The sequence below is a fragment of the Nocardioides sp. YIM 152588 genome (genome assembly GCF_040191335.1).
Classification (GTDB): domain Bacteria; phylum Actinomycetota; class Actinomycetes; order Propionibacteriales; family Nocardioidaceae; genus Nocardioides.
This window is the reverse complement of record NZ_JBEGDJ010000031.1, coordinates 16,899-41,364: the sequence shown is the minus strand read 5'-3', so window position 1 is coordinate 41,364 and position 24,466 is coordinate 16,899. Positions and strand designations below refer to the sequence as shown.

The window sequence follows — 24,466 nt, the reverse complement described above, 5'->3', positions numbered from 1 at the left end:
CGGGCCGGTCGGGCTCAGCGCCCGAGCAGCCGTGCAGCCTCGGCGGCCCAGTAGGTGAGGATCACGTCCGCGCCCGCCCGCCGGATCGAGGTCAGGGTCTCCAGGATCGCCGGCTCGCGGTCGATCCAGCCCCGCTCCGCGGCGGCCTCCACCATCGCGTACTCGCCGGAGATGTTGTACGCCGCGACCGGCACGTCGACGGCCTCGCGGACCCGGTGCAGGACGTCGAGGTAGGCCAGGGCCGGCTTCACCATCACCATGTCGGCGCCCTCGGCGACGTCCAGCAGCGCCTCGGCGACGCCCTCGCGGCCGTTGCGCGGGTCCTGCTGGTAGGTGCGCCGGTCCCCCTCGAGCGTGCTGTCGACGGCCTCGCGGAAGGGGCCGTAGAAGGCCGAGGCGTACTTGGCCGAGTAGGCCAGGATGCCGGTGCCGGTGTGGCCGACGGCGTCGAGCGCGTCGCGGACCACCGCGACCTGGCCGTCCATCATCCCGCTCGGCCCGACCATGTCGACGCCGGCCGCGGCCTGCACCTGCGCCATGGCTGCGTACCGGGCCAGGGTGGCGTCGTTGTCGACCTCCCCGGCCGCCGTCAGCACGCCGCAGTGGCCGTGGTCGGTGAACTCGTCGAGGCACAGGTCGGCCATCACCACCAGGTCGGTGCCGACCTCGGCCTTCACGTCGGCGATGGCGACGTTGAGGATGCCCTCGGGGTCGGTGGCGCCGGTGCCGTCGGCGTCCTTGGCCTCCGGGATCCCGAAGAGCATGACGCCCCGCAGCCCGGCCTCGGCAGCCTCGACGACCGCCTTGCGCAGCGTGTCGCGGGTGTGCTGGACGACGCCCGGCATCGAGCCGATCGGGCGCGGCTCCGCGAGCCCCTCGCGGACGAAGAGCGGCAGCACCAGCTGGGCCGGGCGGAGCGTGGTCTCGGCGACCAGCTCGCGCATCGCCGCGGTGGTCCGCAGGCGGCGGGGGCGGACGACGGGGGGCTCGAAGTCGCTCATGGGGGTGACCCTAGTCCCGGGGGCGGCGGGGTGGCTGCGCGGGCGGTGTGGGAATCACCGGTCGACCGGTGATTCCCGCGCTTGGCAGCCGTTGCAACCCCCGACAAGCGCGTGAAGTACCTGTCCGCTGCGACGCCTGATGAGCCTGAGGCACACGACCGGCCACGCCCAGCAGGCCGAAAACGCACCGGGAGACCGCGGGCGAGGTGCCCACGGTCTCCCGGTACGACGTGCGGCTCGACCGCCGCGCCGGTCGACGCTCGGCTCAGGCCTTGCGGCGCCGACCCGACGGCTTGCGGTCCGACGGCTTGGTGACGGGCTCGCCGGCCTCGACCAGCGCGGCGCGGCGGGCGGCGCCGAACCCGGCGAGGGCGTCCACGAGAACCTCGATGTCGGGCTTCGAGGCCATCACGTCGACGCGGAGGCCGTGCTCCTCGGCGGTCTTGGCGGTGGCCGGGCCGATCACCGCGATCACCGTCGAGGGGTGCGGCTTGCCGGCGATGCCGACCAGGTTGCGCACGGTCGAGGAGGAGGTGAAGACGACGGCGTCGAACTTGCCGGTCTTGATCGCGTCACGCGTCGGCGCCGGCGGCGGCGAGGCACGCACGGTCCGGTAGGCGGTGACGTCGTCGCACTCCCAGCCCAGGTCGATCAGGCCGGCCACCAGGTTCTCGGTGGCGATGTCGGCGCGCGGCAGGAAGACCCGGTTGATCGGGTCCAGCTGCTCGTCGTACTCGGGCCACACCTCGAGCAGGCCGGCCGCGGACTGCTGACCGGTCGGCACCAGGTCGGCGCGCAGGCCCCAGGCCGCGATCGCGGCGGCGGTCTTGTCGCCGACCGCGGCGATCTTGAGGCCGGAGAACGCGCGGGCGTCCAGGCCGTACTCCTCGAACTTCTCGCGCACCGCCTTGACCGCGTTCACCGAGGTGAAGGCGATCCACTCGTAGCGGCCCTCGACCAGGCCGCGGACGGCCTTGTCCATCTGCTGCGGGTTGCGCGGGGGCTCCACCGAGATGGTCGGGACCTCCTCCGGCACGGCGCCGAAGCTGCGCAGGCGGGTCGAGAGCGAGGCCGACTGCTCCTTGGTGCGGGGCACCAGCACGCGCCAGCCGAAGAGCGGCTTGGTCTCGAACCAGGAGAGCTTCTCGCGCAGGTCGACCACCTTGCCGACCACGGTGATCGCGGGCGGGGCGATCCGGGCGGCGCGGGCGTCCGCGGCGATGTTCGCCAGCGTCGAGGTCACCGTCTCCTGCTCGGTGGTGGTGCCCACCCGGGTCATCGCGACCGGGGTCTGCGGCGAGCGGCCGATGGCGACCAGCTGCTCCGCGATCTCACCGATCTGGCCGACCGCGGAGAGCAGCACCAGGGTCGGGGTGTCCTTGTAGCGGCTCCAGTCGACCTTCTCGCCGCACGTGATCACGGCGACCTCGCGCTGGTCCTTGGTGGTCAGCGGGATGCCGGCGTAGGCGGGCACCGCGGCGACCGAGGAGACGCCGGGGACGACCTCGAAGGAGAAGCCGGCCTTGGAGACCGCCTGCGCCTCCTCCGGGCCGGAGGCGTAGAGGAACGGGTCGCCGCCGAGGAGGCGGACCACCTGCAGGCCGCGCTTGACGTGCTTCACCACGAGCCGCGAGCGGTGGGCGTGGGTCAGCGGCTGGCCGTCGTCGCCGAAGCCGCCGTCGAAGAACTCCGGGCCGCCCTCGGACTCCGCGTCCGCCTCGGCGTCCAGGGTCACGTCGTCGCGCAGCGCGGCGACCAGGGCGCGGTGCTCGGGGGCCTCGGTGATGATCACCTCGGCGTCCTTGATCAGTTGTACGGCACGGACTGTCAGCAGCTCGGGGTCACCCGGGCCCGTGCCGACGAACGCAACACCTCCCGCGGTGATCTGGGGGGCCTCGGCGGTCGGGGCAGCCGTGGTGGCTGTCGTGGCTCGCGTCATGCGTTCTGCACCTCTGCTGATTGTGCGGTCGTGTGCGTGTGCGGGTCGTGCTCGTCGCCCGGGTCGGCGGCGAGCTCGCCCGCGCCGTCCTCGAGCATCTCGGTGGCCAGACGATCACCGAGGGCCGCCGCGTCCTGCGGCCAGCCCACCGGGTCCTCACCCAGCAGCGCGGAGGCGGACCTCCGTACGGCGAGGGTGCCGTCCTCGGACAGGACGACCGCACGGAGCCACAGCTCCCAGCGGCCTTCCTCGTCGCTCTCGGCCACCTCGGCCAGCGCCCCGATGGGGGCGGAGCATCCGCCCTCGAGGGTGGCCAGGGTGGCGCGCTCGGCGAGGACGGCGGCACGGGTGCCGGGGTCGTCCAGCGCGGCGAGCGCGTCACGGGTCGCGTCGTCATCGGCGCGACACTCGATCGCCAGCGCACCCTGTCCGGGCGCCGGCAACATCTGGAGGGGGTCGATCACCTCGGTGACCTCGTCGCCGCGGCCCAGGCGGGCCAGGCCGGCGCGGGCCAGGATCACGGCGTCGTACTCGCCGGAGGTGACCTTCGAGATCCGGGTGTCGACGTTGCCGCGCAGGCCGCGCACCTCGACCCCCAGGCCGAGGGCCCGGAGCTGGGCGGCGCGGCGCGGGGAGCCGGTGCCGACGACGCTGCCCGGCGGCAGCTCGCCCAGGGTCAGCCCGTCGCGGGCGACCAGCGCGTCGCGGGGGTCCTCGCGCTGCGGGATCGCGACCAGGGCGATCCCCTCGGCGGGCGCGGTCGGCAGGTCCTTGAGCGAGTGGACGGCGACGTCGACCTCGCCGGCCAGCAGCGCCTCGCGCAGCGCGTTGACGAAGACGCCGGTGGCGCTGGAGCCGGCCAGCGGGGTGCCGGCGGCCTGGGACCGGTCACCGTCCGTGGTGATCTCGACCAGCTCGGTGCCCAGGCCCAGGCCCTCGACCATCGCGGCGACGTGGCCGGTCTGGGTGGTGGCCAGGGCGGAGCGGCGGGTGCCGATGCGCAGCGCGGCGGGACGGTTCTGCTCGGTGCTCATGCCTCGCCCTCCTCGGGTACGCCGACCACGCGGGTGACCGCGTCCACGGCCTCCGGATCGAGCGCGAACAGCTCGGCGAGCGCGGCCGCGTAGGAGACGGCGCCCTGCTCGTTGGCGAGCTCCTTCACCCGGACGGTCGGCTCGTGCAGCAGCTTGTCGGCGACCCGGCGCACGGTCTGGCGCACCTCGGCCAGCACCAGCGGGTCCAGCTCGGTGAGGCGGCTCTCCAGCCGGGTCATCTCGGCGTCGACAACCGATGTGGCCATCGAGCGCAGCGCGACCACCGTCGGCGTCACGCTGGCCTGCCGGCGCGCGGCGAGGAAGGAGGTGACCTCCTGGCGCACGATCCGGCGGACCTCGTGCACCTCCTCGGCGGCGTCGCCGGGCAGCATCACGGTCGCCAGGTCGGCGAGGCCGACCAGGCGGACGCCGGGCAGCTCCCCGACGGCGGGCTCGACGTCGTGCGGCAGCGCCAGGTCGATCACGCCCAGCGGCGCGGCGTCGGCGCCGCGCGCGGCCGCGACCTGCTCGGCGGTGACCACGGCGCCGACCGCGCCGGTACAGCTGATCAGGACGTCGGCACCGGCGAGCCGCTCGTGCATCGCGCTCCAGGGCGCCGGCTCGGCGTCGTACTGGGTGGCGAGGCGCTCGGCGCGCTCGGCCGAGCGGTTGACCACGGTGATCCGACCGGCGCCGAGGCGGCGCGCGGTGGCGGTGGCCAGCCCGGCCATCGCGCCGGCGCCGACCACCACGACGTTCGCGCCGGCGATCGGGTCGGGGCGGTCGAAGGCGGAGCCGATCTCGGCGAGCGCGGCGGTCACCAGCGTCGGCGCGACCTGGTCGATCCCCGTCTCGGCGCGGGTGCGCTTGCCGACCCGCAGGGCCTGCTGGAAGAGCACGTTGAGGGCGGGGCCGACGGTGCCGACCTCCTGGCCGCGGCGCAGCGCCTCCCGGGTCTGGCCCAGGATCTGCCCCTCGCCCAGGGCCATCGAGTCCATCCCGGCGGCGACCTGGAACAGGTGGGAGATGGCGCCGTCGTCGTAGTGGACGTACAGGTGCGGCAGCATCGACTCGGTGCTCGCCCCGGCACGGTCCACGAGCAGCCGGGAGAGCTGCTCGATGCTGCCGTGGAAGCGGTCCACCTCGGTGTAGATCTCGAGCCGGTTGCACGTGGAGATGACGGTCGCCTCGGTGACGTGGTCGCACGCGGCCGCGTCGGCGACCAGCTTCGTCACGCCGGCGTCGTCGAGGGCGACGCGCTCCAGCAGCGCCACCGGCGCGGAGTTGTGGGAGATGCCCACCACCAGGATGCTCACGCGGCACCTCCGTTGGCCTTGCGCTGCTCGTGGTACGCCAGGATCTGCAGCTCGATCGACAGGTCGACCTTCCGCACGTCGACGCCCTCGGGCACGGTCAGCACCGACGGCGCGAAGTTGAGGATGCTGGTGATCCCGACCGCGACCATCCGGTCGGCGACGTCCTGCGCGGCGGTCGCCGGGGTGGCGATCACGCCGATCGCGACGTCGTTGTCCCCGACGATCCCCTCGAGGTCGTCGAAGGCGCGGACCGGGATGCCCGCCACGACCTCGCCGTGCATCGCCGGGTCGGCATCCAGCAGGGCGACCACGCGGAAGCCGCGGCTGCGGAAGCCGGAGTAGTTGGCCAGCGCCTGGCCCAGGTTGCCGATGCCGACGATGACCACGGGCCAGTCCTGGGTCACGCCGATCTCGCGGGCGATCTGGTAGCGCAGGTAGTCGACGTCGTAGCCGACGCCGCGGGTGCCGTAGCTGCCCAGGTAGGACAGGTCCTTGCGGAGCTTGGCGGAGTTCACGCCGGCGGCGGAGGCGAGGTCCTCGCTGGAGCACGTGCGGATGCCGTTGTCGGCCAGGCCCGTCAGCGCCCGCAGGTAGACGGGCAGGCGGGCGACCGTGGCCTCGGGGATGACCCGGGCGTTGTCGCTCGAATTCCGTGCGGTCACAGCTCTTCTCTCCAGCCCTCCCCTTCGGGTGCGGCGGGCTCACTGTAGGAGCTTGTGAACGTGCGAAACAAATCTAAGGGACGGCGGTCCCGGATGCCCCCCGAAGGGCCGGATCACCCTGTGCTAAAGGCCAGGTTACGGGTTGGTAACGGCCGCGCCAGGGGTGCTGGTCAGCGGGTCAGGGCGGCACGCAGCCGCTCCGGGCTGACCCGCCAGAAATCGTGTTGGCGGCCGTCCACGAAGGTCACCGGGATCTCGTGACCGAAGCGGGCCGCGAGGTCGGCGTCGCCGTCGATGGAGATCTCCTCGAACTCCTCGCCGAGCTCGTCGCAGACGGCCGCGACCACCTCGCGGGCGTCGTCGCAGAGGTGGCAGCCGGGCCGGGAGTACACCGTCACCCGGGGCCGCCCGTCCGACGCGCGCGACCGGCGCCGCCCGATCATCCGACCAGCCCGCCGGCGCGGCGCCGCGCGATGCCACGGAGCACGCCCTTGCGGATCTTGCCGGTGACCGTGCGCGGCAGCGCCTCCACGAGCTCGACGCGGGCCGGCCGCTTGAACCCGGCGAGCCGCTCCTCGCAGCGCGCCCGGATCGCCTCGAGCAGGTCGGCCGCGGCAGGGTCGTCGATCCCGGCGTCGGGCACCACGTAGGCGACGACGGCCTCGCCGGTGCCCGCGTCGGGTACGCCGACCACGGCCGCGGCACGCACGCCCTCGACGTCGGCGATCACCGACTCCACCTCGATCGGGTAGACGTTGAAGCCCGAGACGATCACCAGGTCCTTGACCCGGTCCACCAGGTAGAGGTCGCCCTCGGCGTCCAGGAACCCGACGTCGCCGGTGGACCACCAGCCCTCGTCGCCGGGGGCCTCGGCCCCGTCGGGCCAGTAGCCGCTGAACAGGTTCTCGCCGCGGATCTGGATCTCGCCGGGGTCGTCGTGGTCGGCCGCCGCGCGCGGCCGCCCGTACTCGTCGACCAGCCGGATCTCGATGCCCGCGAGCGCGGTGCCCACCGAGCCCGCCTTCGCGGCGTCGGAGTGCAGCGTCGTGGTCACCACCGGCGCCGCCTCGGTCAGCCCGTAGCCCTGGTGCACCGGCACCCGCGCCCCGGCCTCGAAGGCCTCCACCATCTCCGCGGAGAGCGGCGCCGACCCCGACAGCACGAGGCGGACCGGTCCGAGCCGCTCCGCGAGCCCCTCGACGCCGAGCCAGTGCGCCAGCACCGGGGGCGCGACCGGGACCACGCTGCAGGCCTCGTCCTCGATCAGGTCGAGCGTGCCCTCCGGGTCGAACCGCTCGGTGAGCACCAGCTTCGCCCGGTGGCGCAGCACGCCGCCCAGCACCGCGTTGAGCCCGTAGACGTGGAAGAGCGGGAGCAGCCCCAGCACGACGTCGTCGCTGCCCACCAGCGGCGGCTCCACCGCGGCCACCTGCTCGGCGTTGGCCAGCAGCGCCCGGTGGCTCAGCATCGCGCCGCGGGGCGCGCCGGACGCGCCGCTGGTGTAGAGCAGCACCGCGAGCTTCTCGGGATCGGGCAGCGGCGGGACCGGCCGCGCCTCGGCGGTCACCAGGTCGGCGTACGGGACCTCGTCGGGGCGCGGCGCCTCGTCGACCACGACCACCCGCGGCGTCCTGGCCTCACCGGGCAGCGCGGCGACCGCACCGCGCACCGCCTCGATGCTCTCCTCGTCGGCCAGCACCACCCGGGCTCCGGAGTCGGCGAGCAGGCCCGCCAGCTCCACCGCCGTGGAGCCGGGGTTGACCGGGACGGCGACCGCCTGCGCCCGCAGCACGCCGAGGTAGCCGGCGACGAACTCCAGCCGGTTGCCGAGCGCCAGCATCACACGGTGGCCGGCGACGATGCCGAGGTCGCCCAGGCCGGCCGCGACGCCCGAGACCTCGTCGTCGAGCTGCGCCCAGGTCAGGCCGCGGCCGCCCGACTCGATCACGGCGAGGCGCTCGGGCAGGTCTGCCGCCGCGGCGGCGACGAGCGCGGCGACGTCCCGCGCCGGCTCCGGTGAGTCGGACGCTGACATGGGTCGATCCTACGGATCGACGGAACCCCCGTCGGGGGTCGGTCTGGCCCCTGGGAGGGCGCGGAAGTCTCTACGCTGACCCCATGCCCGCGCCCTCGGACCGCCACCGACGACACAACCTCCAGCAGCGCTCCAGGCTGGCCGGGGAGGCCGCCGCGGCCGCGGCCGAGGTCGAGACCGCGCTGACCACGCCCAGCGACCCGAGCGCGGCCGCCTTCTTCGACGTGGACAACACCGTCATGCAGGGCGCGAGCATCTTCTACCTGGCGCGCGGCATGTACCGGCGCAAGTTCTTCAACACCCGCGACCTGCTCGGCGCGATCTGGAAGCAGACCTACTTCCGGGTGGCCGGCGTGGAGGACCCCGAGCACGTGGCCGACGCCCGCAACTCGGCGCTGGCGATCATCGCGGGGCACACGGTCGCCGAGCTCGAGGAGATCGGCGAGGAGATCTTCGACGAGGCGATGGCGCACCGGATCTGGCCGGGCACCCGCGCCCTCGCCCAGATGCACCTGGACCAGGGGCAGCGGGTCTGGCTGGTCACCGCGGCGCCCATCGAGATCGCGTCGCTGATCGCGCGCCGCCTCGGCCTGACCGGCGCGCTGGGCACGGTCGCGGAGAGCATCGACGGCGTCTACACCGGGCAGCTGGTCGGCGACCTGCTGCACGGACCGGCCAAGGCGGTCGCCGTCCGGGCGCTGGCGGAGCGGGAGGGGCTCGACCTGGCCCGCTGCTCGGCGTACTCCGACTCCGCCAACGACCTGCCGATGCTGAGCCTCGTCGGGGACCCCTGCGCGATCAACCCCGACCCCACGCTGCGCGACCACGCGCGGGCCAACGGGTGGCGGATCCGGGACTACCGGACGGGGCGCAAGGCGGCCCGCGTCGGCCTGATCGCCGGGTCGGCCGCGGCCGGGGCGGCGGTCGCCACCTCGCTGGTACGGCGTCAGGTGCGGCGTCTCAGCCACTGACACGGTGTCGCGGGTTTCTGCGATCCTGGGCTTCCGGGGCCGATAGGCCCGTAGGATCCCCGATCGGGGGAGCTGTACCGGAGGGAGGGGACCGGTCATGACGTGGAGCGGCTATGCCGCGGACGGCCTGGACGCACTGCGCGCCGCCGTCCTCGCAGCGCTCGCGGCCGAGCCCGCGCCGGCCGCCGCGGGGGCACCGGCGACGGGTCCCGACGCGGGGCGCGTCCGTCGCCGCGGGGCGACCTGGCTGGCCATGGAGGCCACCGACCAGCACCACCGGACCCAGCCGGACGGGCACGGCGACTCCGGCCTCGCGGCCTCCTCGGAGGACTCCGCCGCCGACCGCGAGCGGCTGATCGGCCTGGTCGAGCTGGCGCGCGGCGGCGACGCCGACGCGTTCGGCCTGCTCTACGACCACTACCAGCCGTCGGTCTACCGCTTCCTCTACTACCGGACCCGCTCGGTGCAGGTCGCCGAGGACCTCACCTCCGAGACCTTCTTCCGGGCGCTGCGCAACATGTCCTCCTTCCGCTGGCAGGGCAAGGACTTCGGCGCGTGGCTGATGACGATCGCGCGCAACCTCGCCACCGACCACTTCAAGGCCGGACGCACCCGGCTCGAGGTGACCACCGAGGACATGAGCCCGCACGACGACGCGACCGAGGGGCCCGAGTCCGCCGTGCTGGCCAGCCTCACCCACCAGGTGCTGCTGGAGGCGCTGACCCAGCTGCCGAACGAGCAGCGCGACTGCCTGGTGATGCGGTTCCTGCAGGGGATGAGCATCGCGGAGACCGCGACCGCCCTCGGCCGCAGCGAGGGCGCCGTCAAGCAGCTCCAGCTGCGCGGGGTCCGCAACCTGGCGAAGCTGATGCCGGAGGGGATCCGATGACCCGGGCGTCCGCAACGGGCAGGGTTACCTGTACCGCGCTGTCACACCAAAAAGGCCTCTCACCTGCCGTAACCCGGTCTCGGGCGGCCTCGTTGTCCAGTCACACCAGCACCACCGAGAGCACCACTGAGCGAGTAGGACGAGCACGATGATCGGCCCCGGACAGACGCGACGAGGCGAGGAGTTCGACGCCCTCGTCAGCGGCCGCGCCCCCGCGCGCCACGGCGGGGAGTACGACGACCTGCTCGACGTCGTGGCCTCCCTGCGCTCGGTGCCGGAGGTCGACGCCCGCCCCGCCTTCGTGGCCGACCTGCGCAGCCAGCTGCTCGCCGCCGCGCAGCAGCAGGAGGTGCGGGTCGTCGACGACGCCACCGCGCGCCTGCTCACCCCGAAGCAGCGCCGCGGCACCCGCGAGCGTCGCCTCGCCGCCGTGGTCGGCGGCTTCGCGGTGGTCGCCGCCACCGGTTCGATGGCGGTCGCCTCCCAGGGCGCGCTGCCCGGCGAGGCGCTCTACCCCGTCAAGCGCGCGATCGAGAACGCCCAGACCAACCTCGCGGGCAGCGACGCGGCCAAGACGGAGTCGCTGCTGGAGCACGCCGACATCCGACTGGCGGAGGTGGAGGCGCTCGCCGCCCGGGAGAACGCCGACGCCGCGGCGATCGCCGAGACCCTCGACGCCTTCAACGAGCAGACCAACCAGGCCGCCGCGCTCGCGCTCGACGACTACACCGACGGCGACCGGGCCGGCCTGGAGGGCCTGCGCTCCTTCAACAAGGACAGCTTCGAGCGGCTCGGCGCGCTCGACGAGACGGTGCCGAGCGACAGCCGCGACGCGCTGGCCGACGCCGCAGAGAACCTGAGCAAGGTCGAGCAGACCGCCGCCGGCCAGTGCCCCGAGTGCGGCGGGGCGGACCTGTTCAGCCTGCCCGACTTCGACCCGTCCGCCTTCGGTGCGAAGCTCGAGGACATCGACCTGTCCGGGATCTTCTCCCCCGGCCGGGGCAGCGGTTCGGCGACCGGTCAGGCGGACCCGACCACGGTCGACGGCGCCGGCGACAAGGCCGGGAAGTCCGGCAAGAAGTCGACGTCGGGCACGTCCGGGAAGTCCAAGAAGACCGGCAGCGCCGCGCTGCCCGACGACCCCGACGCCGAGGAGGTGCCGGAGCTGCCCGACGAGTCCGGCTTCCTGCCGCCGGCCCCGGACACCGACGCCGACACCAGCGGCGGGTCCACCGGCTTCACCACCGACCGCCGCAGCGGGCCGCTCAGCAAGGCACTGAAGGCGATCTCGGAGAGCCTCGGCCTCGAGCAGCCGGAGTCCTCCGACGGCACCCAGACCGGTGGCCTCGGCCTGCTGGGCCTGCTCGGCCTCAAGCGCTGAGCGCGCGTCGGCAGAAGCCGACCGGCCCGGCGGGTCGATCTTCACGCAGCGCCCGCCGAGTCGGCAGCCCGGTCGCGCTCGCTGCGCTCGCTTGCCCGGCCTCGGGCAGCCTGCCGGGCAGTGCCTGAGCCTCAGCCGAAGACGGAGGGACGCTCCATCAGCAGGCTGTAGAGGGTCTGCTGAATCGTCTCGCGGACCTGGTCGGTGACGTTGAAGACCAGCATCGGGTCGTCGGCGGCGCCGGCCTCGTACTCGTCGGTGCGGATCGGCTCGCCGAACTCCAGCAGCCACTTCGACGGCAGCGGGACCAGGCCCAGCGGCCCGAGCAGCGGGAAGAACGGCGTGATCGGGATGTACGGCAGCCCGAGCAGACGCGCCAGCGACGGCACGTTGCCGACCAGCGGGTAGATCTCCTCCGCACCGACCACCGAGAGCGGCACGATCGGCACGCCGGTGCGCAGGGCGGCGGAGACGAAGCCGCCGCGGCCGAACCGCTGCAGCTTGTAGCGCTCGGAGAACGGCTTGCCGATCCCCTTGAACCCCTCCGGCCAGACGCCGACCAGCTCGCCGCCGTGCAGCATCCGCTCCGCGTCCTCGGCGCAGGCCATGGTCGCGCCGCCCTTGCGGGCCACGGAGCCGATGAACGGCAGCCGGAAGACCAGGTCGGCGCCGAGCGGGCGCAGGTGGCGCCCGGTCTCGTCGTGGATCGACACCATCGTCATCAGACCGTCCACCGGGAGCGTCCCCGAGTGGTTGGAGACGACCAGCGCGCCGCCGGTGGCGGGGATGTTCTCGGCGCCGCGGACCTCGATCCGGAACCACTTCCGGGCGATCGGTCGCAGCGCGGCCATGAGGAACTTCTCGGTGACCTCGGCGTCGAAGCCGTACTCGTCGATGGCGTAGTCGCCGCTGACCCGGCGGCGTAGGAACGCGAGGAAGCGCGCCAGCTGCGGCTCCCACTGGTCGCCGAACAGCTCGCGGGACGCGTGCTGGAACGCGGCGAGCCAATCGCCGGCGGGGATGCCGTGCGGCTCGCGGACGACGGTGGTGGACGTCGTACCGGCGTCCGGGGCGGGCTCCGCCTCGGCGTCGGTCTCCGCGTCGGCGCCAGCCGGCGGATCGGCCGCCACCTGCCCCTCGGCCGCCGTGGGCGCCTCGGGGTCGGCGGTGGGCGCCGACTCGTCCGCGTCCTCCGGGACGGTCGGGTCGGCCTCGGCCGGCGGATCCGGGTCGGCGGCGCGCCCGGCGCGCTTGGGCGGCGGCTTGCCGCCGGCCAGGTTGCGCGCGGCCGACGACGGCCGCGTGCCGGTCCCGCGGCCCGGGCGGCCCCGGGTTCCGATCGGGATGATCTCTGCGTCACCCATCGCTGCCTCCGGCGATCGAGAGCGGGTGGCTGCGGCCCGCGTCAGCGGGGGCCTCGGAGGACGGCGCCTCCGCTGTCAGGCGAGTCGAGAGGGCGTCGAGCGCCCGCTCGGTGCGGCCCCCGGACGGGGGCAGGGTGGCGGCGAACTCGGCGAGCGCCGCCTCGGTCGAGTAGGTCGGCGCGAAGCCGAGCACCTCGCGCATGGCGGACGTGTCGACGCCGCGACCGTAGGTCAGGAAGCCGAGCAGCTCCGGGGAGAGGTCGGCCCGCCGCAGTGAGCGCAGCGCCGAGCCGACGCCGCCGAAGCTGAACGAGGGCAGCGCGACGCTGGCGCGCCGGATCCGGCGCAGCGCCTGGGAGAGCAGGATGACGCCGTCCCCGGCCACGTTGAACGTACCGCCCACCTGCTCGACCACGGCGTGGCGGAGCACCCGGTGCAGGTCGGACTCGTGCAGGAACTGCAGCCGCGGGTCGTAGCCCAGCACCGTCGGCACCACGGGCAGCCGCAGGTACGACGTCAGCGGGCTGTCCACCTCGGCGCCGATCACGTTCGCGCAGCGCAGCATCGTCACCGTCACGTCGGGGCGACGGCGGGCGAACCCGCGCACGTAGCCCTCGACCTCGGCGACGTCCTTGGCATAGCCGGTCCGCGGCGCCCGCCGAGGCTCCATGTCCTCGGTGAACATCGCGGGGTCGCGGCTGCTCGCGCCGTACGCCGTCGTCGTCGACTTCACGACCAGGTGCCGCACCTGCTCCGACTTCTGGCAGGCGGCGAGCAGCTGCATCGTGCCGATGACGTTGAGCTCCTTCATCGTCCCACGCGCGCCGGCGGTGCCGGGGGTGGCGATGACGCTCATGTGGACGACGGTGTCGACGTCCTCCTTCGCGATGACCTTCGCGATCACCGGATTCCGGATGTCGGCGCGGACGAAGCTGACGTCCCCGATGTCACCCCGCGGAGGGACGGCATCGACACCGATCACCCGGTCGACCCCGGGATCGACCGCCAGGGAGCGCGCGAACGTACGACCGAGGTCCCGGGAGACCCCGGTGATCAGGACGGTACGTCCGGCGCCCACGACATCGAGTCCTGGGGGCGGTGCTTACTTGCCGAGCTTGCGGCGCTGCACCCGCGTCTTCTTGAGCAGCTTGCGGTGCTTCTTCTTCGCCATCCGCTTACGGCGCTTCTTGATGACCGAACCCACAGGGAACCTCCACGCCGGGCCTGGGGCCCGGGCTCGTACGACTAAGCCCCCGACGGCAGTCGGGGGACTCGGACCAGCCTACTGGGGTAGGGGCCCTGGCAGAGAATCCGGCCGCCCGCCGGGACCGGAGGGCCGCCGGGCGGCGGCCCGCTAGCCGGCGTTGAAGAAGCTCTTGCGGAGGTAGTCGTTGACGTCCTCCTCGGTCACCCGGAACGAGCGGCCGACCCGCACCGCGGGCAGGTCGCCGTTGTGGACCAGGCGGTAGACGGTCATCTTCGAGACGCGCATCATCGTTGCAACCTCGGCGATCGTCAGGAACTTCGGATCAGGCAAGGACTCCGGGCGCGACGATGGTGTCATGGCAGACCACGCTTTCTGTGCGCCCGTCACCGCCTTCCCCCAGCGGTGTTGAACGAACGCCTCGAGCGTGAGAATAGAGCCTGCTGTGACACGTGGGGAAGGGAATCACCATTGAAACCTCGAATTATCGGCGTGTCGTCTTGACCGACTTACCTCAAAATGGTGAATCTCCGCTGTCACCCCGGGGTCACGGGGCCCCCGCCCGGCTGTCGGCGGCCCCTGCGAGACTCGTGGCCATGCAGCACCGGGACCCCCTCGACGGCACCCTCGACGGAGCCGTCGGCCACGCCCTCGAGGCGGTCCTGTTCGACCTCGACGACACCCTCGTCGACCACCGCGGCGCCTCCGAGCGCGGCCTGCGGGCGTGGCTCGCCGGCCTGGGCCTGGCCGACGACCCGGTCACCCTCGAGCAGCACGTCGAGCGCTGGCTCACCGTGGAGGCGCGGCACTACGAGCGCTACCAGCGCCGGGAGATCACGCACCTCGAGCACCGCCGCCACCGGATCCGCGACTTCCTGCCGGGCTGGGACCTGGCCGACGACCGGCTCGCGGACGAGACCTTCGCCGGCTTCCTGGCCTGCTACCAGGCCGCCTGGCGCGCCTTCGACGACGCCGCGGACGCGATCACCGCGGCGCGCGAGGCCGGGCTGCGGGTCGGCATCCTCACCAACGGCGAGCAGGCCGTCCAGGAGAACAAGGTGCGCCGCACCGGCCTCGACCGCCTCGGCGTCCCCGTGCTCGCCTCCTCCGAGCTGCCCGCGGCGAAGCCCGACCGCCGGGCCTACCACTCCGCCTGCGACGCGCTCGGCGTCGAGCCGGCGCGCTGCGCGATGGTCGGCGACTCGCTGCGCCACGACGCCGACGGCGCCCGGCGGGCGGGCCTGGTCGGCGTACTGCTGGACCGGCGGGGCAGCCAGCGCTCCGCGGCCGTCCCCCGGGTCACCAGCCTGCGCCAGCTGACCTGGCGCGGCCGCGGCGCCGCGTAGCGGCGCCTGGTGTCGAGACGCAGCGAAGACTGACGAGCTCCGCGCGCTGAACACTGACGAACCGATTCGGATCAACGCGAGGTCGTCAGAGTCGGCACGCAGTGCCGTAGGCCGTCCCGGTCCCGGGAGCCTCACCGGACGGGTCTAGCGGGACGGCGTGCATGTCGACGCTGTCAGCGGCGTCGAACGGGGCGGGTGCTCGCCGATGGAGGTTCGGCTTGCGGGGCGTGTTCGTGCGGGCGCGCGGGGGCGGGTCGTGTGCCCGAGAACCCTCTATGCCGATGCCCCGGGCACACGACCCGGCCCCGGGTCGGGGTGCGCGCCGGGCGCCGCTGTAACACGCCGTCCGCCGCACTACGAGGCCGTTGGCGTTGCTTCCAGACCGTTGCAGCGGGCTCCTACAGACGTGGACGGCCGAGCAGTCAGGCGGACGGCGTGTTACATGAGCCCGTCCGGCGACCCGCAAGCCGATCCTTCGCGGTCACGCTCCGCGTGACGATCGGTAGCTGAAACGGGATCGCCTTCTACTTCGATAGCGGACGGACTACTTCGATAGCGGACGGAGTCACGACAAGTTATCTTGGAGGGGTGCCGGTTGATCCGATCATCGCCCCGTCCGCGCTCAAGCACGGCCTCGACGAAGAAGACATCTTGCACGCCTACCGAAACCCCTCCGCGCGTGGGACCTCGGCGAGGGTTTCACCATGATGATCGGCCCGAACCGGGCCCCGATCATCCTCGAAGTCGGATACGTCGAGGGCGTCGAAGCCGTGGTGATCGTCCACGCCATGCTCGCCCGCAAGAAGTTCCTCAGGTGATGACCATGCCCCGTTCAGTCGATGACATCCTCAAGCACGCCGACGAGCTCGCCGCACGCTTCGAGAACTACGAGCCCGAACCCGGCCAGGAGATGGACCCGGACGCGGTGGCTGCGCTCCGAGGCGCCGTGCAGGAGCGCTCCGACGCCGAGCGGCACATCCTGGAGGCGATCCGGCAGGCACGTCAGGCCGGGATGTCCTGGTCAGTGATCGGCGCCTTCGTCGGAACCAGCGGCGAGGCCGCCAGGCAGCGCTACGGCAGCAAGGTCGCGTAGCCGGACGGAGTCAGCGATCTGGCAGGCCGGGCGCCGGTTCTCCACCCTCGCCCCGATTGCCGATCGGTCAGCGGCGACGGTAGATCTCGCGACGGTGGCCAACTGCGAGGACGAGGATTACCAGCACCTCGTCACGGATCTCGTAGACGATCCGGTAGTCGCCGGTGCGGACGCGCCACTCGCCGTCTCCATCGACGAGCTTCTTCGCCCCGGGCGGCCGGGGGTTCGACGCCAGCAGCTCGATAGCGGCCTGGATTCGTCGTCGCTCGCTCGGGTCGAGCTTGCGGAGCTGCCGTACCGCGGGTCGGGAGACCTCGATGCGGAAGTTGGGCTGGGTCATGCGAGTCCGAGGTCGGCCTTGACCTGGTCCCACGGGATCGGAGCCTCGCCGGCGTCGATCTCCTCGCGGGCCTCCCGCGCGGCGCGGATGTCAGCCAGGTCCTCCGCCGCCTCGATCAGGCTCTCGAGCTGATCGGCGTCGACGACCGCGGCGACCCGGCGGCCACGCCGGGTCAGGAACACCGGGTCGTGCGCGACGCGGGCCTCGTCGATCACGTCAGCCAGGCGTGCCCGAGCCTCACTCACGGTCATCTCGCTCATACGACCAGTATGCGCTTGAAACGCCGAAACGTACAAGAGCGCCTTTTCGGTGGCACGCGTCTCGCCGCTGACCGATCCCGTTGTGGGATGCCGACGGTCTCCTGCCTGAAGAACCCGAGTGGCTCCAAACAACTCTTGCCCTCAGCGACCCGCTCATCGAAGACCTCACAAGGTGGGGCGATGACATGGAGGCGCTTGATGCGGCTCCGAGCCGTCGGAGGACTGACGCCTACGAAGCGCTCGATGCCCGTGCAAGAGTGCTGGTGGAGCAACTTCAACAGGAGCTCGGATCCCGGTTCAGCGTCCAGTTATCGGCGCTGGTGACGGTCGACCGGATCTGCCGCGGTGAGTGCGCACACATGCCGAGATCAGGTCGGCCGACCTGATACGGCCTTCCGCCGCCTGCGGGTGCCCTGCTTGGTGTCGGGGCCGGCCAGCCTCACCGTCTGGTGATCTGTGACGTGATGGTTTGGTCTGTGATGGCTCGGTCATTGGCGAGCAGCATCGCCTTGGAGAGCACGATGCTGAGCATCCGGTCGCCCTCAAAGGGGAGCATCACGCCGCTCGGCCCGTCGTCTCCGCGCCCGGGGACGATGCAGAGGTACTGGTCGTTTGGCTCCATCAGGATGTTCCCCGACCCGAGGTGGATCTTGTAGGTCCGCAGCGAGCCCCTCACGACCAGGAACTTCTCGTCGAGCGACGCGACGTCGCTGATCGCGAGCTTCGGCAGCAGCCGCGCCAGCAGGTCGCGGCGTACCTCCGCGGCGACGTTGAGCTCGCCGAACGAGTACGACGACCAGTACTCGCCCCACGTCTGACGACGGGCGTCGCCGGAGTCCTGCCAGTTGGGGTCGTTGCCGATCGAGGCGACCCCGACGAAGAGGTCGACGTCGCGGAGCACCTCGGTGAGGACCCGCGCGGGGACGTCGGCCAGGTGGACGTTCGCACCGGCGGTCGTCGTGAACCGGACCTGGTCGGTCAGGACGTGGTTGAAGACCCCGCTCTCGTTCCAGTCGTCGTCGGCGTCCCACGGGCGGTCGACCCAGTAGCCCACCTGCAGCCCGCGCTGCTCGAGCGACAGCGTGGCCATCTCGTCCGGTTGGTCCCAGGCACCCTGCAGCGCGTACTTCCAGCCGCGAGCCCGGGCGAGGGCGGCGAACTGGTGCTGGCGCAGGATGTGGCCGGCGAAGCGGTTGGAGTAGACGTCCGTACGCCGCTCGGCGTCGGTCAGCAGGTAGACCTCGCGGTGGGCCTGCTTGAACGGCTGGACGACGCCGATCTCCTCGATCCGGACTCGCCAGGCCTCGACCTCGGCGGTCGGGACCAGGGCGGGGTGCCACAGCTCGATCCGATCGCCGGCTCCCCACGACACCGGCGAACCCTCGACGTCCTCGCAGTCGCCGTCCGGCGCCACGAACGGCCGCCGGCCGTCCTCGCCCACGACCTGCCAGATCAGCGGCCTCGCCATGACGGAGACGAGTGAGTGGTCGAGGTAGCGCTCGCGCCAGACCTCCGGCTCCCACGACCGCTCGTCCATCAGCAACCGCTCGAGCCGCAGCCGCTGGGCCGACAGCATCGTCGAGACGTCCTTGGCCAGCGCGCGCAGGTCGGCCAGCTCGGCGGCGTGGTCGCGGCGTACTACGGCGGGAACCGACTTCCGCACCTTGCCGTCGGCCCCAGCCACCGACACCGCGGCCTTGCCGCGCTCGACGCCGACAGTCGCGACGTAGTCGCCCAGCGGCACGGTCCTCACGGCGCCGACCTCGAGGCCGTACGACGGCACGACTCGCTCCTCGAACTCCTCGCGCGGGATCCCGAGCTCAGTGGCCGCGGCGTCGATGGCGGCGTCGACCTCCTTGACCGCCTGGGACTGCTTGACCAGCGCCCGTGCGCGGCCGAGCTCGACGGCGCCCCCGTCGCCGAGGCGGGCCAGCGCCCACAAGGCGCCGCTCGCACCCTTGCGACATCGCGCGCCCACGTTGGGGACCTTCGTCCAGCCAGTGACGACCCACGCGCCGAGGCTGGCCGCCAACTCGGGGGTCGGCGTGGCCGCGGAGGCGATCCAGCACAGCCCGCGTACGGCGTCCCCGGTCACGGAGTCGACGACACCGCGCTCCGCGGTGACCGGCAGCGCGCCCGAGCGGAGCAGCGCGGTAAGGGCTCGCGCGAGGTCGTCGCCGTGCTTCTGCGACAAGTCGGCGGCACTGTCGAGAAAGCGCTTCGGCGGCTTGGCCAAGGAGGCGGTCGTGGCCAGTTGGAGCGCCGCGGTGGCGGCTTTCGCGACGTCGCCCGGCAGGTCGGCGAGGCACCCCTCGATCGCCCTCGCGCACCAGTCGGGGTTGGTGAAGACCGCGCCGGCGTCCTCCGGCGTCACCCCTAGGAGGGCGTCGACCCTCGGCACGGCGCGCTTGGCGTCGGCGGTGCCCGTCTCGACCAGCGCGGCACGGACGCGCCCCAGGAGGTCGGCCTCGGCGGGGAAGCGCTCGACCTCGCCGCCGCGCTCGAGGGCGCGGAGCACGCTGCGGGTGTGGTCCCAGCTGGCGTCGAGCCGCTGGTAGCCGTGACCGATGCGACCGGCGTACGCGACGAGGGCCGTCAGCATCGCGACCCGGTCCTCGGCGGTCAGGGCGACCTTCTTCTGGAGGATCTGCTGGCCGAGGATGACCATGGCGGCACCCGCCCTCGAGTCGCTGGACTTCCTGGCGGCCCGGGTGAAGGCCTCGATGGCGACCGCGACCCGGACCTCCTCGGAAGCGGCGGACACCTTCTCCCACGCATCGGTGGCCCGCACGTCGTCGGCGTAGGGCCAGCCGCGGTGGCTGACCTGTGCCGTCACCGCGTCGACGAGGGCGCGCACCTCGGGGTCGCCACCGGCGCCGGCCTCGTCCTGGGTGCGCCGGCGGCTAAAAAGCCCCATGCGTCAGCCCCCGACGAGCGGAATGAGCTTCAAGAACGTGACCGCGCTGCCGGGTCCGAGGACGACCTCGTCGGCAAGCTCGGTCAGCTGACGGTCGTCGACGAGCAGCAGGACCCGGCCACGCGAGAACGCGTCGAGGGCGACCTCGACCTGCTTCTCGGGATCGATCCGCTTAGGTGGCCGTGGCCCGTTCAGCCTCTCCTCGTGGCGCTCGGGTTGTACGAGCCCGCGGTAGGGCTCGGATGCGTCGGACGCGTGGTGAGCCCGCACCTCGGCCTCGACGCGCGTGCGAATCAACTCGGCCACGGTCAGCCGCTCACTGGACAGCTGGAGCGCCAGCTCCTGCAGGACGTCACCCGATGTCGTCTCGTCTCTGACCCGCACATCGATGGACATGGGCGGATCTTGTCATCGGCTCCCGGACGCTGTCAGGCGGTCTGAGTGCTTCTCGCCGGCCGCGCTCGTCGTCGGGCCCACAAGCCGATCGAGTTCCGGAGCACCCTGGGAGTGACCGCTCTACGCGACCTCAGCGCACGCCTTGACCCGGCGCCCTTACCTCACGTCGGAAGACTGCCTCTTCTTCACGATCGATCCGACGATCCTCACTGCATCTCGACACCTAGGAGGAGCCGAGGGCGACGGAGCGGTCCCGCGCCGCCTCCAGCGCGGCCAGGAACGCGGCCCGCACCTTGTGCACCTCGAGCTCGCGCAGCGCCGCCGCGGTGGTGCCGGCCGGGGAGGTGACCTGCTCGCGGAGCACCGTCGGGTGCTCCCCGGTCTCCTTCAGCATCGCGGCCGAGCCCACCAGCGTCTGCACCACCAGCTCGTGCGCGGTGGTCCGCGGCAGGCCGAGGTGCACGCCGGCCTCGATCATCGACTCCACCATGAAGAAGACGTACGCCGGACCGGAGCCGCTGATCGCGGTCACCGCGTCCTGCTGCTTCTCCGGGACCCGGACCACCTTGCCGACCGAGGCCATCAGGGCCTCGGCCTCGGTCAGGTGCACGTCGTCGCAGTGGGTGCCGGCCGAGATCGCCGACATGCCCTCGTCGACCAGCGCCGGGGTGTTCGGCATGACCCGGACCACCGCGACGCCCTCGGGCACCCGGGACTCGATGAAGGACGTGGTGATGCCGGCGGCCAACGAGACGACCAGCTGGCCGGCCCGCAGCGCCGGCGCGATCTCGGCCAGCACGTCCGCCATGTCCTGCGGCTTCACCACGAGGGCGAGGGTGTCGGCCTTCGTGGCCGCCTCGACGTTGTCGACCACGGAGACGCCGTACCGCTCCTCGAGCTCCGCGGCCCGCTCCGGGCGCTTCTCGCCCACGAGCAGGGTGTCGACGCGGCGGCCGGCGCGGACGAGGCCCGAGAGCAGGGTCTCGCCCATCACCCCGGCGCCGATGACGGCAGTCTGGTTCATCGCACTCACTTCTTGGAGATCAGGGACGTGACGAACAATGTCAGGTTCCGCGGACGCTCTGCGAGGCGACGCACCAGGTAGCCGTACCACTCCTCGCCGTAGGGCACGTAGACCCGCACCCGGTGGCCCGCCTCGGCCAGCCGGCGCTGCTCGACCGGGCGCACGCCGTAGAGCATCTGGTACTCGTACGTCTCCGGCCGCCGCGCGTGCCGCTGCGCCAGCGCCTCTGCGATCCGGACCAGCCGCGGGTCGTGGGTGGCGATCATCGGGTAGGCACCGCCCTCGAAGAGCACCCGCAGGCAGCGCACGTAGCTGCGGTCGACCTCGGCCGGGTCGGTGAACGCGACGTCGGACGGCTCGTCGTACGCGCCCTTGCAGAGCCGCACCCGGGAGCCCTCGCGGGCCAGCCGGCGGCAGTCGGCCTCCGTGCGTCGCAGGTAGGACTGGACCACCGCGCCCGTCTCGGGGAAGTCCTGGCGCAGCTCGCGCAGGATCGCCAGCGTCGCGTCGGTGGTCGTGTGGTCCTCCATGTCGACCGTGACCGTGGTCCCCGCGTTGCGCGCCGCCCGGCAGATCGTGCGCGCGTTCTCCAGCGCGACCCGGTGCCCGCCGCCGGGCAGGCTCAGGCCCAGTGCGGTCAGCTTCACGCTGACCTCGGCCTGCTCGGCCAGCCCGCGCTCGGCGAGCCGGGCCAGCAGCGCGAGGTAGGCCTCCACCGTCGCCCGGGCGTGCTCCGGCTCGACCGTGTCCTCGCCCAGGCGGTCGACGGTCGCGTCGATCCCGTGCTCGGCCAGCCCGGCCACCGCCTCGACCGCCTCCTCGACGGTCTCCCCCGCGACGTAGCCGCGCACCACCCCCGCGGAGACCGGCAGCGACGTCACCATCCGCTTCAACCGCTCGCTGCGGGCGAGCAGCAGGAGCGAGTCGCGGAGGGGGCGCATGGATCGAATGTACGGCGGGGGGTGGCCCCGTCCGCACCGACGCGCCTACTCGGTACGCCGGCGCAGGGTCGCCGCGCCGAGCCCGAGCGCGGCGAGGGCGAAGCCGGCGACGACCGCCACGTCCGCCCACACCTCGCCCGTCCCGGTCGACGTCGACAGGTGCTCCATCGCGTCCACCGCGTAGGAGAGCGGGAGCAGGTCCGAGACGAACGACAGGATCCCCGGGAGCTCGTCGCGGGGCTGGATCAGCCCGCAGAGCAGGATCTGGGGCACCACGACCGCGGGCAGGAACTGGACCGCCTGGAACTCGGTGCGCGCGAACGCGGAGACGAAGAGGCCCAGCGCGGTGCCGAGGACCGCGTCGGCGATGGCGACCACGCCGAGCAGCCAGACCGGCCCCATGATGTCCAGGCCGAGCAGGCCGACCGTCACGGCCACCGCGACCGCCGCCTGCACGGCGGCGACCAGGCCGAACGCGGCGGCGTACCCGAGCAGGAAGTCCAGCCGCTGCATCGGCATCGTGAACAGCCGCTCCAGGGTGCCGCTCGAGCGCTCGCGCAGCGTGGTCACGCTGGTCACCAGGAACATCACGAAGAACGGGAAGATCGCCAGCAGCGCCGGTCCGATCCGGTCGAAGATGGCCGGGCTGTCCTGGTAGACCCACCACAGCAGCGCCTGCAGCGCCACCGGCAGCACCAGCAGCATCGCGAGCGTCCGGTGGTCGCGCCGCAGCTGGACCAGCACCCGCCCGGCGATCGCGCCGGTGACCCGCGGGCTCATGCGGCGTCCTCGCCCGACTCGACCAGGGCGAGGAAGGCCGACTCGATGTCGTCCGCGCCGGCCGCCTCCTTCACCGCCGCCGGGGTGTCGTGCGCCAGCATCCGGCCCTCCCGCATCAGCAGCAGCTGGTCGCAGCGGTCCGCCTCGTCCATCACGTGGCTCGAGATCAGCACCGCCGTGCCGTCCTCGGCCAGCCGGTGGAAGAGGTCCCACAGGTCGCGGCGCAGCACCGGGTCCAGGCCGACCGTGGGCTCGTCGAGCACCAGCAGGTCGGGGTCGCCGAGCAGCGCGACCGCGAGCCCCACCCGGGAGCGCTGGCCGCCGCTGAGGTTGCGCACCACCTGGTCCCGCTGGCGCTCCAGGTCGACGGTGGCGACCACCGGGTCGATCGCGCCGGCGTCGACGCCGAGCACGCGGGCGAAGAACCTCAGGTTCTCGGTGACGCTCAGGTCGTCGTACACGCTCGACTCCTGGGTCATGTAGCCCACCCGGTCGCGCAGCGGGGCCGTGCCGCCCGGCTCACCGAGGACGGTGACGGTCCCGGACTCGATGCGCTGCACGCCGACGACGCTGCGCAGCAGGGTCGACTTGCCGCAGCCGGACGGGCCGAGCAGCCCGGTGACCCCCGACCCGATCCGCAGGTCGAGGCCCTCGAGCACCGTGTTCCCCCCGCGGACCACCGTCAGGCCGGAGGTCTCGATGACAGGTCGTGCGTGCGCGCCACCCATGGCCGCCATCATGCCGGTGACCCGGCCCGGAGTCGGCAGAAACGCTCCGACCGTCGGGGGGTCACGGCGTGGGCGCCGCCGCCTCCAGGTGGGTCCGGGCGAACTCCAGCGACTCGCGCAGGTCCGCCTCCCGGGCCTCGCGGCTGGGGCACCGGCGGGTGTTGATCTCCAGCACCACCTCCCCGGCGAAGCCCGAGGTGGTCAGGTGCTCGAGGAACGTGTCGGCCCCGATGTCGCCGCGGCCGGGGACCAGGTGCTCGTCCTTGGCGGAGTCGGTGCCGTCGGTGAGGTGGATGTGCCGGAGCCGCGGACCGAGGCGCTGGGCCATCGCGACCGGGTCGTCGCGGGCGATCGAGGCGTGGGACAGGTCGATCGTCGTGTTGGCGTAGGGCTCGTCCGAGGGGTCCCAGCCGGGCAGGTACATCTCCATCCGCCGCCGCGACGAGGCCCGCCACGGGTACATGTTCTCCACCGCGAACGCGATCCCGCTCGACGTCTCCAGGGCGGCGATCCCGTCCACGAAGTCACGCGCGTAGTCCCGCTGCCAGCGGAACGGCGGGTGCACCACGACCACGTCCGCGCCGACGGCGGCGGCCATCTGCGCCGAGCGCTCCAGCTTGCCCCAGGGCTCCAGCCCCCAGACCCGCTGCGTGAACAGCAGGCACGGCGCGTGGATCGCGCTGATCGGCACCCCGTGGTGGTCCGAGAGGCTCTTCACGGCGCTGATCTGCTGCGAGAGCGCGTCGACGCCGACCATCACCTCGACCGACTCGTAGCCGACGGCGGCCGCGTAGGCGAACGCGTGCGCGGTCGACTCCGGATAGACCGACACGGTGGACAGTCCG

The 24,466-nt window shown here is 72.8% G+C and carries 25 protein-coding genes; 5 read left to right on the top strand and 20 right to left on the bottom strand.

Going from position 1 to position 24,466, the window contains the following annotated elements; all coding sequences use genetic code 11:
* Window positions 1–14: 14 nt before the first annotated feature.
* The 7 genes from hemB to ABLM29_RS14830 form a co-directional block, all read right to left on the bottom strand.
* Window positions 15–1,001 (bottom strand): porphobilinogen synthase, encoded by a 987-nt coding sequence (gene hemB, locus ABLM29_RS14860; protein WP_349714903.1) that lies wholly within the window; start codon window positions 999–1,001, stop codon window positions 15–17.
* A 265-nt stretch (window positions 1,002–1,266) separates the two neighbouring features.
* Window positions 1,267–2,940 (bottom strand): bifunctional uroporphyrinogen-III C-methyltransferase/uroporphyrinogen-III synthase, encoded by a 1,674-nt coding sequence (locus tag ABLM29_RS14855; RefSeq protein ID WP_349714902.1) that lies wholly within the window; start codon window positions 2,938–2,940, stop codon window positions 1,267–1,269.
* Window positions 2,937–3,974 carry a hydroxymethylbilane synthase gene (gene hemC, locus ABLM29_RS14850; protein WP_349714901.1) on the bottom strand — a complete coding sequence of 346 codons (1,038 nt, stop codon included), beginning with the start codon at window positions 3,972–3,974 and terminating at the stop codon, window positions 2,937–2,939. Before hemC ends, ABLM29_RS14855 begins: the two co-directional genes overlap by 4 nt.
* A complete protein-coding gene (locus tag ABLM29_RS14845) occupies window positions 3,971–5,290 on the bottom strand; it encodes a glutamyl-tRNA reductase (protein WP_349714900.1) in 1,320 nt (439 codons plus the stop codon). Before ABLM29_RS14845 ends, hemC begins: the two co-directional genes overlap by 4 nt.
* Window positions 5,287–5,952: a redox-sensing transcriptional repressor Rex gene (locus ABLM29_RS14840; protein WP_349714899.1), complete on the bottom strand. Its 666-nt coding sequence runs from the start codon at window positions 5,950–5,952 to the stop codon at window positions 5,287–5,289. The genes ABLM29_RS14845 and ABLM29_RS14840 overlap by 4 nt, the downstream gene beginning before the upstream one ends.
* Before the next feature lie 170 nt (window positions 5,953–6,122).
* The gene (locus ABLM29_RS14835) at window positions 6,123–6,395 is read right to left on the bottom strand and encodes a glutaredoxin family protein (RefSeq protein ID WP_349714898.1); all 273 of its coding nucleotides are present in this window, start codon (window positions 6,393–6,395) and stop codon (window positions 6,123–6,125) included.
* Window positions 6,392–7,987 carry a class I adenylate-forming enzyme family protein gene (locus tag ABLM29_RS14830; RefSeq protein WP_349714897.1) on the bottom strand — a complete coding sequence of 532 codons (1,596 nt, stop codon included), beginning with the start codon at window positions 7,985–7,987 and terminating at the stop codon, window positions 6,392–6,394. The genes ABLM29_RS14835 and ABLM29_RS14830 overlap by 4 nt, the downstream gene beginning before the upstream one ends.
* Window positions 7,988–8,070: 83 nt before the next feature.
* Between ABLM29_RS14830 and ABLM29_RS14825 the strand changes: the two genes are divergently transcribed.
* The 3 genes from ABLM29_RS14825 (at window position 8,071) to ABLM29_RS14815 (ending at window position 11,228) form a co-directional block, all read left to right on the top strand.
* Window positions 8,071–8,958: an HAD family hydrolase gene (locus ABLM29_RS14825; RefSeq protein WP_349714896.1), complete on the top strand. Its 888-nt coding sequence runs from the start codon at window positions 8,071–8,073 to the stop codon at window positions 8,956–8,958.
* Window positions 8,959–9,055: 97 nt separating this feature from the next.
* A complete protein-coding gene (locus tag ABLM29_RS14820) occupies window positions 9,056–9,847 on the top strand; it encodes a sigma-70 family RNA polymerase sigma factor (protein ID WP_349714895.1) in 792 nt (263 codons plus the stop codon).
* Between the two features lie 148 nt (window positions 9,848–9,995).
* Window positions 9,996–11,228, top strand: a complete 1,233-nt coding sequence (locus tag ABLM29_RS14815) for a DUF5667 domain-containing protein (protein ID WP_349714894.1) — start codon at window positions 9,996–9,998, stop codon at window positions 11,226–11,228.
* A 131-nt stretch (window positions 11,229–11,359) separates the two neighbouring features.
* Here the strand turns inward: ABLM29_RS14815 and ABLM29_RS14810 are convergent, their stop codons facing one another.
* From ABLM29_RS14810 to ABLM29_RS14795, 4 genes are all read right to left on the bottom strand, one after another.
* Window positions 11,360–12,592, bottom strand: coding sequence for a 1-acyl-sn-glycerol-3-phosphate acyltransferase (locus ABLM29_RS14810; RefSeq protein WP_349714893.1), 1,233 nt, complete (start codon window positions 12,590–12,592; stop codon window positions 11,360–11,362).
* The gene (locus tag ABLM29_RS14805) at window positions 12,585–13,670 is read right to left on the bottom strand and encodes an NAD-dependent epimerase/dehydratase family protein (RefSeq protein ID WP_349714892.1); all 1,086 of its coding nucleotides are present in this window, start codon (window positions 13,668–13,670) and stop codon (window positions 12,585–12,587) included. Before ABLM29_RS14805 ends, ABLM29_RS14810 begins: the two co-directional genes overlap by 8 nt.
* Window positions 13,671–13,694: 24 nt before the next feature.
* Window positions 13,695–13,796, bottom strand: a complete 102-nt coding sequence (locus ABLM29_RS14800) for a 30S ribosomal protein bS22 (protein WP_008356322.1) — start codon at window positions 13,794–13,796, stop codon at window positions 13,695–13,697.
* Window positions 13,797–13,946: 150 nt separating this feature from the next.
* Window positions 13,947–14,156 (bottom strand): helix-turn-helix domain-containing protein, encoded by a 210-nt coding sequence (locus ABLM29_RS14795; protein WP_349714891.1) that lies wholly within the window; start codon window positions 14,154–14,156, stop codon window positions 13,947–13,949.
* Between the two features lie 236 nt (window positions 14,157–14,392).
* On the opposite strand from ABLM29_RS14795, the gene ABLM29_RS14790 reads away from it, so the two are divergent.
* Both ABLM29_RS14790 and ABLM29_RS14785 read left to right on the top strand, forming a co-directional pair.
* The gene (locus ABLM29_RS14790; protein ID WP_349714890.1) at window positions 14,393–15,142 is read left to right on the top strand and encodes an HAD family hydrolase; all 750 of its coding nucleotides are present in this window, start codon (window positions 14,393–14,395) and stop codon (window positions 15,140–15,142) included.
* An 823-nt stretch (window positions 15,143–15,965) separates the two neighbouring features.
* Window positions 15,966–16,235: a hypothetical protein gene (locus tag ABLM29_RS14785; protein WP_349714889.1), complete on the top strand. Its 270-nt coding sequence runs from the start codon at window positions 15,966–15,968 to the stop codon at window positions 16,233–16,235.
* Window positions 16,236–16,302: 67 nt separating this feature from the next.
* Here the strand turns inward: ABLM29_RS14785 and ABLM29_RS14780 are convergent, their stop codons facing one another.
* The 9 genes from ABLM29_RS14780 to ABLM29_RS14740 form a co-directional block, all read right to left on the bottom strand.
* On the bottom strand, window positions 16,303–16,575 hold the full coding sequence (locus tag ABLM29_RS14780) for a type II toxin-antitoxin system RelE family toxin (RefSeq protein WP_349714888.1): 273 nt from the start codon (window positions 16,573–16,575) through the stop codon (window positions 16,303–16,305).
* Window positions 16,572–16,835 carry a type II toxin-antitoxin system Phd/YefM family antitoxin gene (locus ABLM29_RS14775; protein WP_349714887.1) on the bottom strand — a complete coding sequence of 88 codons (264 nt, stop codon included), beginning with the start codon at window positions 16,833–16,835 and terminating at the stop codon, window positions 16,572–16,574. The genes ABLM29_RS14780 and ABLM29_RS14775 overlap by 4 nt, the downstream gene beginning before the upstream one ends.
* 439 nt (window positions 16,836–17,274) lie before the next feature.
* Window positions 17,275–19,752 carry a DUF4132 domain-containing protein gene (locus tag ABLM29_RS14770; RefSeq protein ID WP_349714886.1) on the bottom strand — a complete coding sequence of 826 codons (2,478 nt, stop codon included), beginning with the start codon at window positions 19,750–19,752 and terminating at the stop codon, window positions 17,275–17,277.
* Between the two features lie 3 nt (window positions 19,753–19,755).
* Entirely contained in the window at window positions 19,756–20,148 is a 393-nt protein-coding gene (locus ABLM29_RS14765; RefSeq protein ID WP_349714885.1) for a hypothetical protein, read from the bottom strand.
* 223 nt (window positions 20,149–20,371) lie between these two features.
* Window positions 20,372–21,172, bottom strand: coding sequence for a pyrroline-5-carboxylate reductase (proC, locus tag ABLM29_RS14760; RefSeq protein WP_349714884.1), 801 nt, complete (start codon window positions 21,170–21,172; stop codon window positions 20,372–20,374).
* 5 nt (window positions 21,173–21,177) lie between these two features.
* Window positions 21,178–22,113 (bottom strand): proline dehydrogenase family protein, encoded by a 936-nt coding sequence (locus ABLM29_RS14755; RefSeq protein ID WP_349714883.1) that lies wholly within the window; start codon window positions 22,111–22,113, stop codon window positions 21,178–21,180.
* 45 nt (window positions 22,114–22,158) lie between these two features.
* The gene (locus ABLM29_RS14750) at window positions 22,159–22,893 is read right to left on the bottom strand and encodes an ABC transporter permease (protein ID WP_349714882.1); all 735 of its coding nucleotides are present in this window, start codon (window positions 22,891–22,893) and stop codon (window positions 22,159–22,161) included.
* Window positions 22,890–23,621 carry an ABC transporter ATP-binding protein gene (locus ABLM29_RS14745; RefSeq protein WP_349714881.1) on the bottom strand — a complete coding sequence of 244 codons (732 nt, stop codon included), beginning with the start codon at window positions 23,619–23,621 and terminating at the stop codon, window positions 22,890–22,892. Before ABLM29_RS14745 ends, ABLM29_RS14750 begins: the two co-directional genes overlap by 4 nt.
* Window positions 23,622–23,682: 61 nt before the next feature.
* Complete coding sequence (locus ABLM29_RS14740; protein WP_349714880.1) at window positions 23,683–24,453, bottom strand: sugar phosphate isomerase/epimerase family protein; 771 nt, start codon at window positions 24,451–24,453, stop codon at window positions 23,683–23,685.
* Window positions 24,454–24,466: the final 13 nt, after the last annotated feature.

What these genes read in the sequence shown, in the direction of transcription:
- proC (WP_349714884.1), bottom strand. Translation starts at nt 21,172, where the DNA reads ATGAACCAGACTGCCGTCATCGGCGCCGGGGTGATGGGCGAGACCCTG.
- ABLM29_RS14815 (WP_349714894.1), top strand. Translation starts at nt 9,996, where the DNA reads ATGATCGGCCCCGGACAGACGCGACGAGGCGAGGAGTTCGACGCCCTC.
- ABLM29_RS14825 (WP_349714896.1), top strand. Translation starts at nt 8,071, where the DNA reads ATGCCCGCGCCCTCGGACCGCCACCGACGACACAACCTCCAGCAGCGC.
- ABLM29_RS14745 (WP_349714881.1), bottom strand. Translation starts at nt 23,621, where the DNA reads ATGGGTGGCGCGCACGCACGACCTGTCATCGAGACCTCCGGCCTGACG.
- ABLM29_RS14770 (WP_349714886.1), bottom strand. Translation starts at nt 19,752, where the DNA reads ATGGGGCTTTTTAGCCGCCGGCGCACCCAGGACGAGGCCGGCGCCGGT.
- ABLM29_RS14765 (WP_349714885.1), bottom strand. Translation starts at nt 20,148, where the DNA reads ATGTCCATCGATGTGCGGGTCAGAGACGAGACGACATCGGGTGACGTC.
- ABLM29_RS14790 (WP_349714890.1), top strand. Translation starts at nt 14,393, where the DNA reads ATGCAGCACCGGGACCCCCTCGACGGCACCCTCGACGGAGCCGTCGGC.
- hemB (WP_349714903.1), bottom strand. Translation starts at nt 1,001, where the DNA reads ATGAGCGACTTCGAGCCCCCCGTCGTCCGCCCCCGCCGCCTGCGGACC.
- ABLM29_RS14795 (WP_349714891.1), bottom strand. Translation starts at nt 14,156, where the DNA reads ATGACACCATCGTCGCGCCCGGAGTCCTTGCCTGATCCGAAGTTCCTG.
- ABLM29_RS14830 (WP_349714897.1), bottom strand. Translation starts at nt 7,987, where the DNA reads ATGTCAGCGTCCGACTCACCGGAGCCGGCGCGGGACGTCGCCGCGCTC.
- hemC (WP_349714901.1), bottom strand. Translation starts at nt 3,974, where the DNA reads ATGAGCACCGAGCAGAACCGTCCCGCCGCGCTGCGCATCGGCACCCGC.
- ABLM29_RS14755 (WP_349714883.1), bottom strand. Translation starts at nt 22,113, where the DNA reads ATGCGCCCCCTCCGCGACTCGCTCCTGCTGCTCGCCCGCAGCGAGCGG.
- ABLM29_RS14780 (WP_349714888.1), bottom strand. Translation starts at nt 16,575, where the DNA reads ATGACCCAGCCCAACTTCCGCATCGAGGTCTCCCGACCCGCGGTACGG.
- ABLM29_RS14855 (WP_349714902.1), bottom strand. Translation starts at nt 2,940, where the DNA reads ATGACGCGAGCCACGACAGCCACCACGGCTGCCCCGACCGCCGAGGCC.
- ABLM29_RS14820 (WP_349714895.1), top strand. Translation starts at nt 9,056, where the DNA reads ATGACGTGGAGCGGCTATGCCGCGGACGGCCTGGACGCACTGCGCGCC.
- ABLM29_RS14785 (WP_349714889.1), top strand. Translation starts at nt 15,966, where the DNA reads ATGCCCCGTTCAGTCGATGACATCCTCAAGCACGCCGACGAGCTCGCC.
- ABLM29_RS14750 (WP_349714882.1), bottom strand. Translation starts at nt 22,893, where the DNA reads ATGAGCCCGCGGGTCACCGGCGCGATCGCCGGGCGGGTGCTGGTCCAG.
- ABLM29_RS14835 (WP_349714898.1), bottom strand. Translation starts at nt 6,395, where the DNA reads ATGATCGGGCGGCGCCGGTCGCGCGCGTCGGACGGGCGGCCCCGGGTG.
- ABLM29_RS14810 (WP_349714893.1), bottom strand. Translation starts at nt 12,592, where the DNA reads ATGGGTGACGCAGAGATCATCCCGATCGGAACCCGGGGCCGCCCGGGC.
- ABLM29_RS14775 (WP_349714887.1), bottom strand. Translation starts at nt 16,835, where the DNA reads ATGAGCGAGATGACCGTGAGTGAGGCTCGGGCACGCCTGGCTGACGTG.